The organism is Streptomyces sp. NPDC015661, from assembly GCF_043077765.1.
Lineage (GTDB): Bacteria > Actinomycetota > Actinomycetes > Streptomycetales > Streptomycetaceae > Streptomyces.
Map to the genome: position 1 here is coordinate 259424 of NZ_JBIBST010000011.1, position 15568 is coordinate 274991.

Genomic DNA, 15568 nt, shown 5'->3' on the forward strand with positions numbered 1-15568 from the left:
CCGATCAGCGCTTCATGATCGCGGCGCGCCGTCGGGCGGACCCCCGTCCGGCGGCATGCCCGCCTCCCAGTCGAGGCCGTACCGGTGGAACAGCTCCGACCGCAGGCGCGCGAGCGGCATCGGGGCCCCCGGCAGCAGCACCGCCACCACCGCGCCCATCAGCAGGGCGCGCAGCAGCGGATAGTCCGTGTCCACGTCCGTCGAGCCGTACCGCGTGACCGTGTCCCGCAGCAGGAAGGCGAGGCGCTGCTGCTCCTCGCACTGCACGAATCCGTCGGCCTGCAGGATGCCGGCCATGTGGGTCCGCATCAGGGTGGGGCGCGTCACCGCGAGCCCGAGTATCGCGTCGATCGCGCGCGCGAGACGCTCCCGGCCGTCCTCCGTGCGCGGCTCCCGTTCGAGCGCCTCCTCCAGGGTCAGGTGCATCAGCCGGTGCACCGCCGCCTGGAGCAGGACGCGCTTGCCGGGGAAGTAGTACGAGATCAGCCCCCGCGCCGTACCGGCCCGCTCCGCTATGTCGCCGAGCGTGGTCGCCTCGTAGCCGTGCGTGTCGACCAGGTCCACGGTGGCCTGGAGAATCCGCTCCCGCGACCGGCGCCGAAGCTCTTCATTGACCGATGGGCTACGCGGGGACATGCTGGACTCCTGCGTTGACTGGCTGCCGGCCAATATACTCGGCGCATCCCGTCGGCATGCCCGCGTGGCATACCGCCGGGGATGCCGTCTGTTCTGGGCGACACGGGGGATCGTCCAGAACAGGCGGCTTCATCGTCTTTCTCCCATTCTGCTCCCGCCGCCTTCGCCCTCGGGGGCGTGGCCTGCCGCTCCGCGCCGCTCGTTCCACCGGTACGTGAGCACCGCCACGGACACACAGCACCAGCCCAGCAGCCAGCCCTCGACGACGTCCGAGGGCCAGTGCACGCCCAGGTAGACCCGCGTCCAGCCGACCCCGAGCACCGAGACCAGGGCGGCGCCCGCCAGAGTGCCCCAGCCGCGCCACTCCTCCCGCCAGTGCAGGGCGAGCACCCACAGCAGCAGCCCGCAGGTGACCGTCGCCGTCATCGCGTGCCCCGACGGGAAGGCCGCGTACCGCGCGGAGTCGACGGGATCGGTCCAGTACGGGCGGTCCCGCCCGACCAGTGCCTTGAGGGCCTGCTGGAGCCCGACGGCCAGCAGGCTCGTCCCGGCCACCCACAGCGCCGCCCGCCGGTCCCGCCGCCACCACAGCAGCACCGTGGCGGCGGCGGCCAGGGCACGCATCGTCCACGGGTCCCACACCCAGTCGCTGAGGACGCGGTTGAGGTGGGTGAACCCGGGGTGGGCGAGCGCGCTGCGGTGGAGTGCCTCGGCGACCGACCGGTCGAAGGAGAGCAGCGGCGCCCACCCCACGGCGACGAGCACGAGCAGGGTCAGGGCCAGGACCCCGGAGACCAGGGCGGAGGTGCGCATGCGCCGATCCTGCCCGACGATCAGCCCGTGGCCGCCCTCCGGACCACCGGCGCGCGTCGCCGCCCGGGCCGCGGTGGCCGTGCGCGCCGTCACCCGCGGCTATCCCAGCGCGCGGAGCGCCGGGACGAAGGCCACGAGCACGGGGATCACGGGCACCAGGGACGCGGCCGCCGTCAGCCGGAGCCGGCGTCCTGCGGTGAGGCGGGGCGCCGCGGTGAGCAGCCGGTTCACCCGCTGCGGCAGATCGGCGGCGGGGCCCGGGCCGGGACCGAAAACCCCCCGGTCCTCGTTCAGTTCGACCAGCGCGAGCGCGATCGTCAGTCTCCCGAAGCGGCGCGAGGCCACGTCGTCGGCGGCCAGTTCCACCAGGCGGTGCATCTCCTCGCGGAAGGCCGCGAAGACCGGGATCCCCGGGAACCCGGCGGCCAGCGCCCCCGAACTGTGCAGCAGCCAGTCGTGCCGGGCCCGGGCGTGGCCCTGCTCGTGCGCGAGGACCGCGTCCAGCTGACGCCCCTTCAACCGCCGCAGCGCCGCCGTGGTGATGACCAGCTGCGGCGTGGAGCCGGCCATCCACCAGGCGTCCGCCCGCTCGCCCTCCAGGACGACGAGCCGCTCGCTGCCCGGTCGCTCCCCGGGCAGCAGGGGCGCGCGCACGAGCAGGTCGCAGCGGCGCTGCCGGCGCCGGGCGCGGGCCCGGCCGATCTCCCGGCCCAGCATCGCCCCGGACCAGAGCCCGCCCGCCGCCAGGGCCACCGCGAGCACCGCGGACCAGGGGCCGGAGGTGCCGAGTTCGTACGCGTCGACCACCGCGCGCGGCGCGGGCGCGAAGACCTGCCCCCGCACGGCCTGCCAGGCGGCGGAGGCGCTGAACGTCATGGAGAGCGCGAAGCTCAGCAGCACGGCGGCCACCACGCACTGCCACACCCACAGGGCCACCACGGGTTCTCGCTCCGCCCAGTCGGCCCGGGACAGCAGCCGGGGGGCCGCGAGGGCGGTCAGGACGCCGAGCAGGAACAGCGCGAGGGAGACCCACATGGCGTCAGCCTATGAGCGCGGTACGCGCCGGGGTATGGGCGGGGACGGCAAGTGACGTACGCCACGGTTTGGTTGGCCGGAAGGCGCCGGCTCCGGGCCGGATCCCGTCAACACCCCCTCACAGGGTCACCAGCATCGCGAGCATCGCGAGCGCCATCGAGAGCCGGCAGGCCAGCGTCAGCTCCGGGCGGGTCGCCCAGGCGGGACCCGGGCCGCCGGCCGCCGCCGCCACCGGGACGAGCCGCGCCCCGGAGCGGAGCACGTACGCCACGTAATAGAGGAGAAGTCCGCCCGTGAGCGCGGGTATGCCTCCCGTGACCCCCGCCGTGTGCCCCGTGTGCGCCCCCGCCGCGCCGGGCGCCGCCATCGCCACCGTCATGTAGACCATGGCGAGCGAGCCCACCAGATGGTGCAGATGGTGGCCGCCGTGCCGCACCGACAGGAGACCGTGCAGCGCGGCCGCGCCGAACACCGCCGCGTACACCGCGAGGACCCACTCCGGCGGGGTCAGGACCGCGGCGGGCAGCGCCATGGCCGCCATCCCGAAGCCCATCAGCGCCTCGCCGCCCGCGGCCTTCCGCTCCTCTCCGGCGCAGGCGCGCATCCGCAGGAGGCAGTACCCGCCCGTCGCCGCGCACAGCGCGACCATCAGCCACCCGGACAGGGCCGGTCCGTGCACGGCGCACCTCCCCCTCGATGCCGTCCCCTCCAGGGAGGACTGCCCGCCCCCGGGACGCCGCACGCGGGCGCACGGGCGCGCACAGGTGTACGAGGGGAGCGAAAGGCGCGCGCGCTAGGCTCGGGACGATCGCGCACGCCGATCGTCAGCGCCCGAGGGGAGCCCCGAAACATGGACACCGCCACGTCCCAGGAGACCGGCCGGATCAGCTACCGCGAAGCGGTCCTCGACGACGTCCCCGCGCTCGTCCCGCTCGTCGAGTCGGCCTACCGGGGCGACGCCAGCCGGGGCGGCTGGACCACGGAGGCGGACATCCTCCAGGGGCAGCGCACCGACCCCGAGGGCGTGGCCGCGGTCATCACCACTCCCGGCAGCCGGCTCCTGGTCGTGGAGCGCGACGGCGAGCTCGTCGCCTGCTGCCAGCTGGAGCACCGGGGCGAGGCCGCCTACTTCGGCATGTTCGCGGTCCGTCCCGAGCTGCAGGGCGCGGGCCTGGGCAGGCAGATCATCGCGGAGGCCGAGCGCCGGGTGCGCGAGCTGTGGGACGCGCGCGAGATGCACATGACGGTGATCTCCGTGCGCGAGGAGCTGATCGCCTGGTACGAGCGGCGCGGCTACCGCCGTACGGGCCGGATGACCCCGTTCCCGTACGGCGACGAGCGCTTCGGCCTGCCCCAGCGCGACGACCTGCAGTTCGAGCTGCTGATCAAGCCGCTGAGCTGACTCGTACGGCGGAAGAGTGGCTTCGACCCTGACGGACAGGAAAAACTTCTGCCGTCAGGGGGGTCGCACAGGATAATTTCTCTTGGCTCCTCTTGTGGGAACCACGCGTCAATGGTTACGTTGTTTTGACGCAAGGTTCTCCTGTGGAGGAAGAGGCATGACGGAAATTCTTGTGCAGGACGTGACCGGTGGGGCGATATCCACCGACGCCCGCGTGATCGACCACCCGGCCTGGGCCGAGCTCAAGAATGCCGTGGAGGAGATCCGTCCCTGGCAGAGCGCCGACGGCTCCATCGACTTCGAGGCCGAGGGCGCCCCCGCCCGCGCGCTCGTCGAGCTGGCCGTGGACCGCCTGGCCGCGGCGGTCGAGCAGCTCTCCCCGCTCGTCCCGCACGACGGCGCCTACCACCGCGCCCTCGTCGCGGACCTGCGCAAGTGGGTCGAGAGCGGCTTCACCGTGCCGGACTTCCTGGACTCCCTCATGGAGTTCCACCCGGCCGCCGGCCGCGCCGACGGGCTCCAGCACCTCGTGCTCTTCCCGATGTACACGCAGAACGGCAACCTCGACCGCAACTTCGAGGCCGTCGTGCTCCGCATGGTCTGGCCGGAGTGGCTCTCCGAGCTGGAGCGCACCCGCTACGACAACCCGGGCTTCTGCGGCATCACCTTCGAGGACTTCACCGCCGGTTACGACACCAACTCGGCCGTCCTCTTCCCGGAGACCGTCGCCGTCCGCGAGGTCCCCGAGCGCTTCACCTGGGGCGGCATCTTCTGCGACCGCGAGGCCGCGCGCTTCCGCAAGGTCACCGAGGCCGCCGTCGACACCCTCGGCGTGAAGCTGCCCGAGGACATCGCCGTCATGCTCGGCGACCAGAAGCGCTGCGAGCAGGCCTTCGCGCTCTGGGACCTGGTCCACGACCGCGCCCACAGCCGCGGCGACCTGCCCTTCGACCCCTTCATGATCAAGCAGCGCCAGCCCTTCTGGATGTACGGCCTGGAGGAGCTCCGCTGCGACCTCACCGCCTTCAAGGAGGCCGTGAAGCTGGAGGCCGAGGGCAACCCGCACGGCCGTGACGTGCAGTACGCGGTCCTCTTCGACCGGATGTTCCGCTTCCCGCTCACCGGCGACCGCAACCGCAACTACGACGGTCTGGGCGGCCAGCTCCTCTTCGCGTACCTCCACAAGAACGACGTGGTGCGCTGGACGGACAACGTCCTCACCATCGACTGGGACCGCGCCCCCGAGGTCACCAACCGCCTCTGCGCCGAGATCGAGACCCTCTACCGCGAGGGCATCGACCGCCCGAAGCTGGTCCACTGGTTCAAGGCGTACGAGTTCGTCACCACCTACCTCGCCCCCCACCCGGGATCGAAGTGGGCCAAGGGTCCCGACGCCCTCGACCTCTCCCTCCCGCCGCGCAAGCTCGTCGACGACGTGCTTCCGGACGAGTTTCCGCTCAGCATGTTCTTTGAGGCCCTCGCCAAGAAGCTGAAGGGCGTGATCGCCGACACCAAGGGCATCACCGCCGCCGACGTCCCGAGCACCGAGCGGGCCGCCGCGTGAGCGACCTCACCGAGCACACCGAGGAGGCGTCGCCCATGATCTCCAACGGAAACGGCGGACCGCTCGACGGCGCCGTCATCGCCGTCGCCGGCGCGGCAGGCCCCGCGGGACGCGCCACGCTGCTGCGCCTGGCCGAGGCGGGTGCGACGGTCGTCGCCTCCGACGCCGACCCGGCGCGCCTCGCGGAGGCCGTCGACGCCGCCCGCTACGCCCACGGCGGAGCCAAGGTCATCGGCGACACGGTCGACCTCCTGGACCTGGACGCCACCCGCGACTGGGCCGCGAAGACCGAGAAGGAGTTCGGCCGGATCGACGGCCTGGTCCACCTCGTCGGCGGCTGGCGCGGCAGCGCCTCCTTCACGGAGACCGACCTCAAGGACTGGGACTTCCTGGAGAAGCTCCTCATCCGCACGGTCCAGCACACCTCGCTCGCCTTCCACGACGGGCTGCTGCGCGCCGGCGGGCGCGGCCGGTACGCCCTGGTCAGCCAGTCCGGCGCGCACAAGCCGGTCGCCAACAACGCCGCGTACAACGCCGGCAAGGCGGCCGCCGAGGCGTGGACCCTCGCCATGGCGGACTCCTTCCGCAAGCTGGGGGGCGACGACGGCCCGCAGGCGGCTGCTGCCATCCTGGTGATCAAGGCATTGGTGCACGACGCCATGCGCGCCGAACGCCCCAACGCGAAGTTCGCGGGCTTCACCGACGTCAAGGACCTGGCGAACGAGATCGCCGGTCTCTGGGACAAGCCCGCCCAGGAAGTGAATGGACAGCGTCTGTGGCTGACCCCCAAGCCGTGACCGCGGCACTCGGCCCCAGGACCGACGCACGTCGTCACCACGACCCGTCGGTCCGGGGCTTCGCCAGCGACAACTACGCCGGCGCCCACCCCGAGGTCCTCGCGGCCCTCGCCCTCGCCAACGAAGGCCACCAGGTCGCCTACGGCGAGGACCAGTACACCGATCACCTCCAGCGGATCATGCACAGCCACTTCGGCCCCACCGCCGAAGCGTTCCCGGTCTTCAACGGGACCGGGGCGAACGTGACCGCCCTGCAGGCGCTCACCGACCGCTGGGGCGCCGTCATCTGCGCCGAGACCGCCCACATCAACGTGGACGAGGGCGGCGCGCCGGAGCGGATGGGCGGCCTCAAGCTGCTCACCGTCCCGACCCCGGACGGCAAGCTCACCCCCGAGCTGATCGACCGGCAGGCCTGGGGCTGGGAGGACGAGCACCGGGCCATGCCCCAGGTCGTCTCGATCACCCAGAACACGGAGCTCGGCACCGTCTACACGGTGGAGGAGATCCGCGCGATCGTCGAGCACGCCCACTCCAAGGGAATGAAGGTGCACCTCGACGGGGCCCGCATAGCCAACGCGGCCGCCTCGCTCGACGTGCCGATGCGCGCCTTCACCAACGCGGTCGGCGTGGACGTGATCTCGTACGGCGGCACGAAGAACGGCATGCTCTTCGGAGAGGCCGTCGTCGTGCTCAACCCCGACGCGGTCAGCCACATGAAGCACCTGCGCAAGCTGTCGATGCAGCTCGCCTCGAAGATGCGCTTCGTGTCGGTGCAGCTGGAGGCCCTCCTCGCGAAGGACCTGTGGCTGCGGAACGCCCGCCACGCCAACGCGATGGCGCAGCGTCTCGCGGCAGGGGTGCGCGAGGTCGACGGGGTGGAGATCCTCTACCCGGTGCAGGCCAACGCGGTCTTCGCCCGCCTCCCGCACGAGGTGAGCCGACGTCTGCAGGAACGGTTCCGCTTCTACTTCTGGGACGAGGCCGCCGGCGATGTCCGCTGGATGTGCGCCTTCGACACCACGGAGGACGACGTGGACGCCTTCCTCCAGGCGCTGAAGGAAGAGATGGCCCGCTGACCAGGGCTGAATGAATATACGGCCGGACGGAAAGTCATTGACTCCGTCCGGCCGTCTTCATAGGGTCTTCCCGCATGGAACTCATCCAGCAGAGCCCTGACATCGAGGCATACCTCGCGGCGAGCGAGGTCGTCGACCATGAGCACCCGCTCGTCAGGGAGGTGTCCGACCGCCTCGCCGCCGATCACCACGATGCATACTCATACGCGGAAGCCGCCTACGCACACGTCCGCGACACCATTCCGCACTCCATGGACTCCGGCGATCTCCGCGTCACCTGGCGCGCCTCCGACGTCCTGGAGCAGCGCAACGGCATCTGTTACGCCAAGTCCCACGCGTACGCCGCGCTCCTGCGGGCCCGCGGCATCCCCGCGGCCCTCTGCTACCAGCGGCTCACCGAGGACGACGGCTCGGACCCGGTCATCCACGGCCTGGTCGCCGTCCTGCTGCCCGGCGAGCGCGCCTGGGCCCGGCAGGACGTGCGGGGGAACAAGCCGGGTGTCGACGCCCGGTTCTCCCTGAAGGAGGAGCGGCTCGCCTGGACGGTACGGCCGGAGCTCGGCGAAGTGGACCACCCCGAGCTGTACGCCGAGCCGCACCCGGTCGTCCTGGGCGTCCTGAAGGCCGCCCGGGACCGTCCGACGCTCGACCGGACGCTGCCCGCGGAGCTCTGACCTCCGGGGGCGGCGCGGGGAAACGGTTCCGTCAGCCGGCGTCCTTGACCTGGGCCGGCGTCGGAGCCGTACCGCCGAGGTGCGCGGGGATCCACCAGGTGTCGCTCGCGTCCTTCGGTCGCACCGGGTAGGCGCGCTGCGCGGCCTCCAGGAGCTCCTGGACGCGCTCGCGCAGCCGCCGGGTGATCGCGCCCGCGTACTGGTCCGCGGGGGCCTCCACGGGCTCGCCGACGCGGATCGTCACCGGGATGTGGCTCCGCTTGAAGTTCCGCGGGCGGCCCTTCGTCCACACCCGCTGGGTGCCCCACAGGGCCATCGGGATCAGCGGGACGCCCGCCTCCTGCGCGAGGCGCGCCGCACCCGTCTTGAAGCTCTTCAGGGTGAAGGACTGCGAGATGGTCGCCTCGGGGAAGACGCCGATGATCTCGCCGGCCCGAAGGGACTCCAGGGCGTGCTTGTAGGCGTGCTCGCCCTGGGCGCGGTCCACCGGGATGTGCTTCATGCCGCGCATGAGCGGTCCCGAGATCTTGTGCTTGAAGACCGAGTCCTTCGCCATGAAGCGCACCAGGCGCTTCTGCGGCAGGGCCGCGAGACCGGTGAAGATGAAGTCCAGATAGCTGATGTGGTTGCTCACGAGCACCGCGCCGCCGGTCTTCGGGATGTGCTCCGAACCCTGGGTGTCGATCTTCAGGTCGAGCGCCTTGAACATGGTCAGAGCGGCGCCGATGACCGGTCGATAGACGAGTTCTGCCATCGGAGAGGAACCTCTTCTTCATGTGCCCGGAGCGTGTTCTCCCGGCGAAGTTACGCGGCCGTAGGTTTTCGGCTTTGGGCAGATCGTGCCCCATGTGCGGCCCCGTGACCAGTCCAGACGGCTTCGTACGGGGAGATTCTCGTCACTCGCGGTGGTCGTGGCGGGAATCGATCGGCCCCGTGGGACGCTGCACCGGAGGAACGGGAGAGCGAAGGGGAGTGGGATGACCGAGGTCCTGGGGCCGGAGGCGCTGGGCGCCGCACTGGGGGAGCGGGCCACCCTCGTCCAGTTCTCGACGGCCTTCTGCCAGCCCTGCCGGGCCACCCGCCGCACCCTCGCCGAGGTCGCCGCGATGGTGCCGGGCGTGGGGCACGTGGAGATCGACGCCGAGGAGCGCCTCGACCTCGTGCGCGAGCTCGGCATCGCCCGTACCCCCACCGTCCTCGTCCTCGACTCCGCCGGGCGGGTCGTCCGCAGGGCCGCCGGACAGCCCCGCAGGGCGGACGTCATCGCCGCTCTGGGCCGGGCGGTCTGACGCCGTGACACTTCTCCCACATCCCGGTACGCACTTGACTGCACGGTCCACCGATCGTCACCCTGACGGAGTGCCCATAGAACTCCTTCTCTACGGCCGGGCCCACGTGGATCTGGCCCGCAACGCGAGCGCGCGCTGTCCGGGTGTCTGACCACCCCAGGACCCCTCTCATGACGCCCTCGCAGAAGGACAACTCCATGACGGTTTCGCCCGAGCTCCGTACCGTTCCCACGATCGGCGCACCCCGGCAGGCCTCTCCCGATCTGCTTCGCTCCGTCTTCCGCCGGCACGCGGCCGGAGTCGCGGTCATCACCGCACACGGGGAACGCCCCGTCGGCTTCACCGCGACCTCCCTCAACTCCGTCGCCGCCGAACCCCCGCTGATCTCCTTCGGCGTCGGTACGGGCTCCTCCAGCTGGCCCGTGGTCTCCGAGGCCGAGTTCATCGGCGTGCACATACTCGGCGAGCACCAGCAGGAGCTCGCGGCCACCTTCGCGCGCAGCGGCGCCGACCGCTTCGGCGAGGGCACCCGCTGGAGCATCGGCCCCGAGGGCGTCCCCGTGCTCGACGGCGTCCTCGCCTGGCTGGTCTGCCGCGTGATCGCCCGGGTGCCCGCCGGGGACCACCGGATCGTCATCGCGCAGGCGGTCGCCGGGGACCCGGACGGGGCGGGCCGGCCGCTCCTCTACCACCACGGCCGCTTCAACGCGCTGCGCGACTGAGGGTTCCCGTACGCGCCGCTCTCCGCGCGTTGGCAAGGTCACATGCCTGAGCGCTTGCTCAGCGGTAACGAACTGGGTGTACTGGCGAGTAATATTCGGCTCGGGGCGTCTGGCGCCCCGACCGGAAACCCGCCCTTCAGGCGCCTATGCTGCGAGCAACAAGGCAGCCCAGTTATGACCGATGCAGTAGGAGAGCCGGCGTGAGCTTGAGGATCGTTGTCTGTGTGAAGTACGTGCCCGACGCCACCGGCGACCGGCACTTCGCCGATGACCTGACCGTCGACCGCGACGACGTCGACGGCCTGCTGTCGGAGCTCGACGAGTACGCCGTCGAGCAGGCCCTGCAGATCGCCGAAGAGGCCGACGACGCCGAGGTCACCGTGCTCACGGTCGGCCCCGAGGACGCCAAGGACGCCCTGCGCAAGGCGCTGTCCATGGGTGCCGACAAGGCCGTCCACGTCGAGGACGACGACCTGCACGGCACCGACGTCATGGGCACGTCGCTGGTGCTCGCCAAGGCGATCGAGAAGGTCGGCTACGACGTCGTCATCGCCGGTATGGCCTCCACCGACGGCACCATGGGTGTCCTGCCGGCGATCCTGGCCGAGCGCCTGGGCGTCCCGCAGGTCACGCTGCTCTCCGAGGTCAAGATCGAGGACGGCGTCGTGACCGGCCGCCGCGACGGCGACACCGCCTCCGAGCAGCTGGAGGCCTCGCTTCCGGCCGTCGTCTCCGTGACGGACCAGTCGGGCGAGGCCCGCTACCCCTCCTTCAAGGGCATCATGGCCGCCAAGAAGAAGCCGGTGGAGTCCCTGGACCTGTCCGACCTCGACATCGAGGCCGAGGAGGTCGGCCTGGAGGGTGCCTGGACCGCGGTCGACTCCGCCGCCGAGCGTCCGGCGCGCACCGCGGGCACGATCGTCAAGGACGAGGGCGAGGGCGGCAAGCAGCTGGCCGAGTTCCTCGCGAGCCAGAAGTTCATCTAGCCGCTGGGCTCGCGTGAGCCGCTGAAGTCCGCCCCCTTTCCGTTCGCAGGAGATTGAAGTCCCATGGCTGAGATTCTCGTCTACGTCGACCACGTCGACGGAGCCGTCCGCAAGCCCACCCTGGAGCTGCTGACCCTCGCCCGCCGCCTCGGCGACCCGGTCGCCGTCGCCCTCGGCAACGGCGCCGCCGACACCGCGGCCGCGCTCGCCGAGCACGGCGCGGTGAAGGTCCTGACCGCCGACGCCCCCGAGTTCGCCGAGTACCTCGTCGTCCCGAAGGTCGAGGCCCTCCAGGCCGCCTACGAGTCTGTGTCCGCCGCAGGCTCCCTGGCCGCCGTGCTCGTCCCGTCCTCCGCCGAGGGCAAGGAGATCGCCGCCCGCCTCGCCGTGCGCATCGGTTCCGGCATCATCACCGACGCCGTGGACCTGGAGGCCGGTGACGAGGGCCCGGTCGCGACGCAGTCCGCGTTCGCCGCCTCCTTCACCACCAAGTCCCGTGTCTCCAAGGGCACCCCGGTCATCACGGTCAAGCCGAACTCGGCCCCCGTCGAGGCCGCCCCGGCCGCCGGCACGGTCGAGGCACTGGCCGTCTCCTTCTCGGAGAAGGCCCACGGCACCAAGGTCACCGCGCGCACCCCGCGCGAGTCGACCGGCCGCCCGGAGCTGACCGAGGCCGCGATCGTGGTCTCCGGCGGCCGCGGCGTCAACGGTGCCGAGAACTTCGCGATCATCGAGGCGCTCGCCGACTCGCTCGGTGCCGCCGTCGGCGCCTCGCGTGCCGCCGTCGACGCCGGCTGGTACCCGCACTCCAACCAGGTCGGCCAGACCGGCAAGTCGGTCTCGCCGCAGCTGTACATCGCCTCCGGCATCTCCGGCGCGATCCAGCACCGCGCGGGCATGCAGACCTCGAAGACCATCGTCGCCATCAACAAGGACGCCGAGGCTCCGATCTTCGACCTCGTCGACTACGGCGTGGTGGGCGACCTCTTCGACGTCGTCCCGCAGCTCACCGAAGAGGTCAAGTCCCGCAAGGGCTGATGACCTGCGGTTCTGTCGGTCCCGGGGGCCGCACGGCGATCTGTCGCCGTGCGGCCCCCGGCCGTTTCGGACAACCATTGACGCAGGTCCCGACGCCTACTAACTTCGCTATACGGATTGTTGATTCCGTGAAGCGGAAAACAGGAGGATGCAGGATGGGTCAGCAGGAGAAGGTGTCGACGAGCCTCGCCGGCGCGGTCAGCGAGGGAATCAGCGCCTCCCTCGCAGCGGTGGACGCCGAGCTCGACCGGCGCTACCCCGGGGACCCCGGCACCCGCCAGCCCGTCCACACCGTCTACGTCCCCGGCAACGTCTTCGACGCCGGAACCATCCGCTCCTGGGGCGACCAGGCCCTCGCCGCCCTCGACGAGCACGCCCCCGACGCCGCCTCCTTCGCCGCCGTCCTCGGCCTCTCCGACGACCTCGCCGAGGACGTCTACGGCCGCGTGCGCGCCAAGCTGGAGCGCGAGCCCATCGAGGACCTCCGCGTCGACTTCGAGGACGGCTACGCCGGTGCCGACGAGGACCAGGACGCGGCCCGTGCCGCCCGCCTGATCTCCGAGGCGTACGAGAACGGCACCGCCGCCCCGTACATGGGCATCCGGATGAAGTGCATGGAGTCCGCCGTACGCGACCGCGGCATCCGCACCACCGACGTCTTCCTCACCGGCCTCCTGGAGAACGGCGGCCTCCCCGACGGCCTCGTCCTCACCCTCCCGAAGGTCACCTACCCCGAGCAGGTCTCCGCCTTCGTCCGCCTCCTGGAGGCCTTCGAGAAGGCCCACGGCCTCGACGCGGGCCGCCTCGGCTTCGAGATCCAGATCGAGACCAGCCAGTCCATCCTCGCCAGCGACGGCACCGCCGCCGTCGCCCGCATGATCGGCGCCGCCGAGGGGCGCGCCACCGGACTGCACTACGGCACCTTCGACTACAGCGCCTGCGTCGGCGTCTCCGCCGCCTACCAGGCCAGCGACCACCCGGCCGCCGACCACGCCAAGGCGATCATGCAGGTCGCCGCCGCCGGCACCGGCGTCCGCGTCTCCGACGGCTCCACCAACGTCCTGCCCGTCGGCACCACCGAGCACGTCCACGAGGCCTGGCGCCTGCACTACGGCCTCACCCGCCGCGCCCTCGCCCGTGCCTACTACCAGGGCTGGGACATGCACCCCGGCCACATCCCCACCCGCTACGCCGCCGTCTTCGCCTTCTACCGCGAGGGCTTCGAGGCCGCCGCCAAGCGCCTCTCCGCCTACGCCAACCACGTCGGCGGCGACGTCATGGACGAGCCCGCCACCGCGAAGGCGCTCTCCTCCTACCTGCTGCGCGGCCTCCAGTGCGGCGCCCTCGACACCGCCGAGGTCGACGCCCTCACCGGCATGACCCGTGCCGACCTCGACCGCTTCGCCGCCCCGCGCCGCGGCGACCTCACCGCCACCACTGATCGCTAAACGGTCACTTTCCCGCCAACTGCCCCGTACTCTTGTCGAGTTCACATGATCGACAAGGGGGACGGGGCAGCGGTGTCATCGGGGGAGAACGGGCGGCTCGCGGGCCGCTACAGAATCGTGCGGCAGCTCGGGCGCGGAGGCATGGGCGTCGTCTGGCGGGCCGTCGACGAGGTCCTCGGCCGCGAGGTGGCCGTCAAGGAACTCCGTACGTACTCGGACGCGGCCGCGCCCGAACTGGCCGACCTGCGCCTGCGGATGACCCGCGAGGCGCGCGCCGCCGCCCGCGTCCGCCACCCCGGAGTCGTCGCCGTCCACGACGTCACCGAGCACGAGGGCCGGCCCGTCATCGTCATGGAGCTCGTCGAGGGACCCTCCCTCGACGACGTCCTCGGCGAGCGGGGCACCATCGACCCCGCCGAGGCCGCCCGCATCGGCGCCCACGTCCTGGAGGCACTGGCCGCCGCGCACGACGTGGGCGTCCTCCACCGGGACGTGAAGCCCGGCAACATCCTGCTCGACCGTCCCCAAGCCCTCGACTCCGCTCGAGCAGGGGAGACCCCATGGGGCCGGATCGTCCTCACCGACTTCGGCATCGCCACGATGGAGGACCCCGGCGACGGCTCCGCCACCCATCTCACCCGCAGCGGTGAGATCGTCGGCTCCCTCGACTTCCTCGCCCCCGAGCGCGCCCAGGGGCAGGACCCCGGGCCCGCGTCGGACGTGTGGGCGGTGGGCGCGACCCTGTACGCGGCGGTCGAGGGCTCCTCGCCCTTCCGGCGTACCTCGACCTGGTCGACCCTCGCCGCCATCGTCACCGAACCCCTCCCGGAACCCCGCCGCGCCGGAGCCCTCGCCCCGGTCCTGCTCCGCCTCCTGGACAAGGACCCCGCCTCCCGCCCCACCGCACGCGAGGCGGCGCGACTGCTCGCCGAGGTGGGGGAGACGGCGCCGGAACCGGAAGGCGCCGGGGCCGCTCAGGAGACGCCCGCACCGCAGCCGTACGCGAGTCCCGTGGCGCCGAACCCGTACGCCGCACCCGTCGAGCCGAACCCGTACGACCCGTACGCCGGTCCCGTCGAACCGAGCGCGTACGCCGGTCCCGTCGAGCCGAGCGCGTACGCCGGTCCCGTCGAGCCGAGCGCGTACGCCGGGGCAGCCGCGGGCCCGGCGCAGACCCCGCCGCCCGCCGGTGCCTTCGGCCCGGCCCTGCCCGTCCCGCCCGCGCAGACCGAAGCGGGCACGGGCGGGCGCGCGGGAACGCGAGCCGCCCGGCGCGCCGGGACGAAGCCGCGCCGGGGGAACGTGCTGGTCGCCGCGGCCGTGGCCGCCGTCCTCCTGGCCGGCGGCGGCATCACGTACGCCCTCATGGACCACCGGGACGGCGCGCGGGCCGCCGGCGACACCCAGCAGGACGGCGACCAGGGCGCCGCAGGAGGCGACCCCGGCCAGGTCCTGGACCCGGGAACCAGCGCCGCGCCCTCGGGGCAGCCGGGCGGCACCGCCACTCCCTCCGCCGGTGCCACCCCCTCCGGCCGGGCGTCGGGCGCGGCGGCCGGCGGAGCACCGGCGACCGCAGGTCCCGGCACCGACGGCTCGGATCCTGGCGCGACGGCGGGCGGCGCCGGTTCGGACAGCGCGTCGGGGGCGGGCGGCGGAGGCGGCACGACGGCCCCCGACAAGCCGGGCGGGAGCACCACCACGACCGGCGAGACGAGCACGGCAGGCGGTACGAGTACGGCAGGCGGCTCCTCCGGCGGTGGCGCGACCACCGCTCCCACCACCGAGGCCCCGGCGCCCGCCTCCGGCTGCACCGCCTCCGGCTCCTCGGCGACCTGCCAGGTCGTCCGGAGCGCCACCACGACCCGGTACGACGGCGGTGAGATGGGCACGGTCGGCGCCGGGCCGCACTCCTTCTACTGCCAGGTCGACCTCGACCGGACCGAGACGTACGGCGGAAGCACCAGCCGCTGGTTCGCCCGCACCGACGACGACAGCGGCAACACCAACGTCTACCTCAGCGTGCTCCACCTCTCGGGCGGTGCGGGCGGCGGCCCCGTGGCGGGCCTGCGCATCTGCTGAGCGACGGGC

The 15568-nt window shown here is 72.2% G+C and carries 16 protein-coding genes; 11 read left to right on the forward strand and 5 right to left on the reverse strand.

What is annotated here, in order from left to right; all coding sequences use genetic code 11:
* Positions 1 to 12 precede the first annotated feature (12 nt).
* The 4 genes from ACF07V_RS29020 to ACF07V_RS29035 all read right to left on the reverse strand — a co-directional run bounded on the left by ACF07V_RS29020 (position 13) and on the right by ACF07V_RS29035 (position 3163).
* On the reverse strand, positions 13 to 636 hold the full coding sequence (locus tag ACF07V_RS29020) for a TetR/AcrR family transcriptional regulator (protein WP_392158560.1): 624 nt from the start codon (positions 634 to 636) through the stop codon (positions 13 to 15).
* A gap of 129 nt (positions 637 to 765) precedes the next feature.
* Positions 766 to 1449 carry a phosphatase PAP2 family protein gene (locus ACF07V_RS29025; protein ID WP_392158561.1) on the reverse strand — a complete coding sequence of 228 codons (684 nt, stop codon included), beginning with the start codon at positions 1447 to 1449 and terminating at the stop codon, positions 766 to 768.
* Positions 1450 to 1548: 99 nt separating this feature from the next.
* The gene (locus tag ACF07V_RS29030) at positions 1549 to 2484 is read right to left on the reverse strand and encodes a M56 family metallopeptidase (protein WP_392158563.1); all 936 of its coding nucleotides are present in this window, start codon (positions 2482 to 2484) and stop codon (positions 1549 to 1551) included.
* Positions 2485 to 2602: 118 nt separating this feature from the next.
* On the reverse strand, positions 2603 to 3163 hold the full coding sequence (locus tag ACF07V_RS29035) for a DUF5134 domain-containing protein (protein ID WP_392158564.1): 561 nt from the start codon (positions 3161 to 3163) through the stop codon (positions 2603 to 2605).
* Positions 3164 to 3334: 171 nt separating this feature from the next.
* Here ACF07V_RS29035 and ACF07V_RS29040 point away from each other — a divergent pair, with 171 nt between their 5' ends.
* From ACF07V_RS29040 to ACF07V_RS29060, 5 genes are all read left to right on the forward strand, one after another.
* Positions 3335 to 3886 (forward strand): GNAT family N-acetyltransferase, encoded by a 552-nt coding sequence (locus tag ACF07V_RS29040; RefSeq protein WP_392158566.1) that lies wholly within the window; start codon positions 3335 to 3337, stop codon positions 3884 to 3886.
* Positions 3887 to 4043: 157 nt separating this feature from the next.
* Positions 4044 to 5450, forward strand: a complete 1407-nt coding sequence (locus tag ACF07V_RS29045; protein WP_392158568.1) for a DUF6421 family protein — start codon at positions 4044 to 4046, stop codon at positions 5448 to 5450.
* A gap of 35 nt (positions 5451 to 5485) precedes the next feature.
* Positions 5486 to 6247, forward strand: a complete 762-nt coding sequence (locus ACF07V_RS29050; protein ID WP_392158720.1) for an SDR family NAD(P)-dependent oxidoreductase — start codon at positions 5486 to 5488, stop codon at positions 6245 to 6247.
* Positions 6244 to 7323, forward strand: coding sequence for a threonine aldolase family protein (locus ACF07V_RS29055; protein WP_392158569.1), 1080 nt, complete (start codon positions 6244 to 6246; stop codon positions 7321 to 7323). The genes ACF07V_RS29050 and ACF07V_RS29055 overlap by 4 nt, the downstream gene beginning before the upstream one ends.
* 74 nt (positions 7324 to 7397) lie before the next feature.
* Entirely contained in the window at positions 7398 to 7997 is a 600-nt protein-coding gene (locus ACF07V_RS29060) for a transglutaminase family protein (protein ID WP_392158570.1), read from the forward strand.
* Positions 7998 to 8028: 31 nt separating this feature from the next.
* Here the strand turns inward: ACF07V_RS29060 and ACF07V_RS29065 are convergent, their stop codons facing one another.
* Positions 8029 to 8751 carry a lysophospholipid acyltransferase family protein gene (locus tag ACF07V_RS29065; protein WP_392158572.1) on the reverse strand — a complete coding sequence of 241 codons (723 nt, stop codon included), beginning with the start codon at positions 8749 to 8751 and terminating at the stop codon, positions 8029 to 8031.
* Between the two features lie 223 nt (positions 8752 to 8974).
* Here ACF07V_RS29065 and ACF07V_RS29070 point away from each other — a divergent pair, with 223 nt between their 5' ends.
* From ACF07V_RS29070 to ACF07V_RS29095, 6 genes are all read left to right on the forward strand, one after another.
* Positions 8975 to 9286 (forward strand): TlpA family protein disulfide reductase, encoded by a 312-nt coding sequence (locus ACF07V_RS29070; RefSeq protein WP_392158574.1) that lies wholly within the window; start codon positions 8975 to 8977, stop codon positions 9284 to 9286.
* Positions 9287 to 9483: 197 nt separating this feature from the next.
* Positions 9484 to 10008: a flavin reductase family protein gene (locus ACF07V_RS29075; protein ID WP_392158575.1), complete on the forward strand. Its 525-nt coding sequence runs from the start codon at positions 9484 to 9486 to the stop codon at positions 10006 to 10008.
* A 200-nt stretch (positions 10009 to 10208) separates the two neighbouring features.
* Positions 10209 to 10994: an electron transfer flavoprotein subunit beta gene (locus ACF07V_RS29080; RefSeq protein WP_369142806.1), complete on the forward strand. Its 786-nt coding sequence runs from the start codon at positions 10209 to 10211 to the stop codon at positions 10992 to 10994.
* Positions 10995 to 11057: 63 nt separating this feature from the next.
* Positions 11058 to 12032 carry an electron transfer flavoprotein subunit alpha/FixB family protein gene (locus tag ACF07V_RS29085; protein ID WP_392158577.1) on the forward strand — a complete coding sequence of 325 codons (975 nt, stop codon included), beginning with the start codon at positions 11058 to 11060 and terminating at the stop codon, positions 12030 to 12032.
* Positions 12033 to 12187: 155 nt separating this feature from the next.
* Positions 12188 to 13480 (forward strand): DUF6986 family protein, encoded by a 1293-nt coding sequence (locus ACF07V_RS29090; protein ID WP_392158579.1) that lies wholly within the window; start codon positions 12188 to 12190, stop codon positions 13478 to 13480.
* A gap of 45 nt (positions 13481 to 13525) precedes the next feature.
* Entirely contained in the window at positions 13526 to 15559 is a 2034-nt protein-coding gene (locus tag ACF07V_RS29095) for a protein kinase (RefSeq protein ID WP_392158581.1), read from the forward strand.
* Positions 15560 to 15568 lie beyond the last annotated feature (9 nt).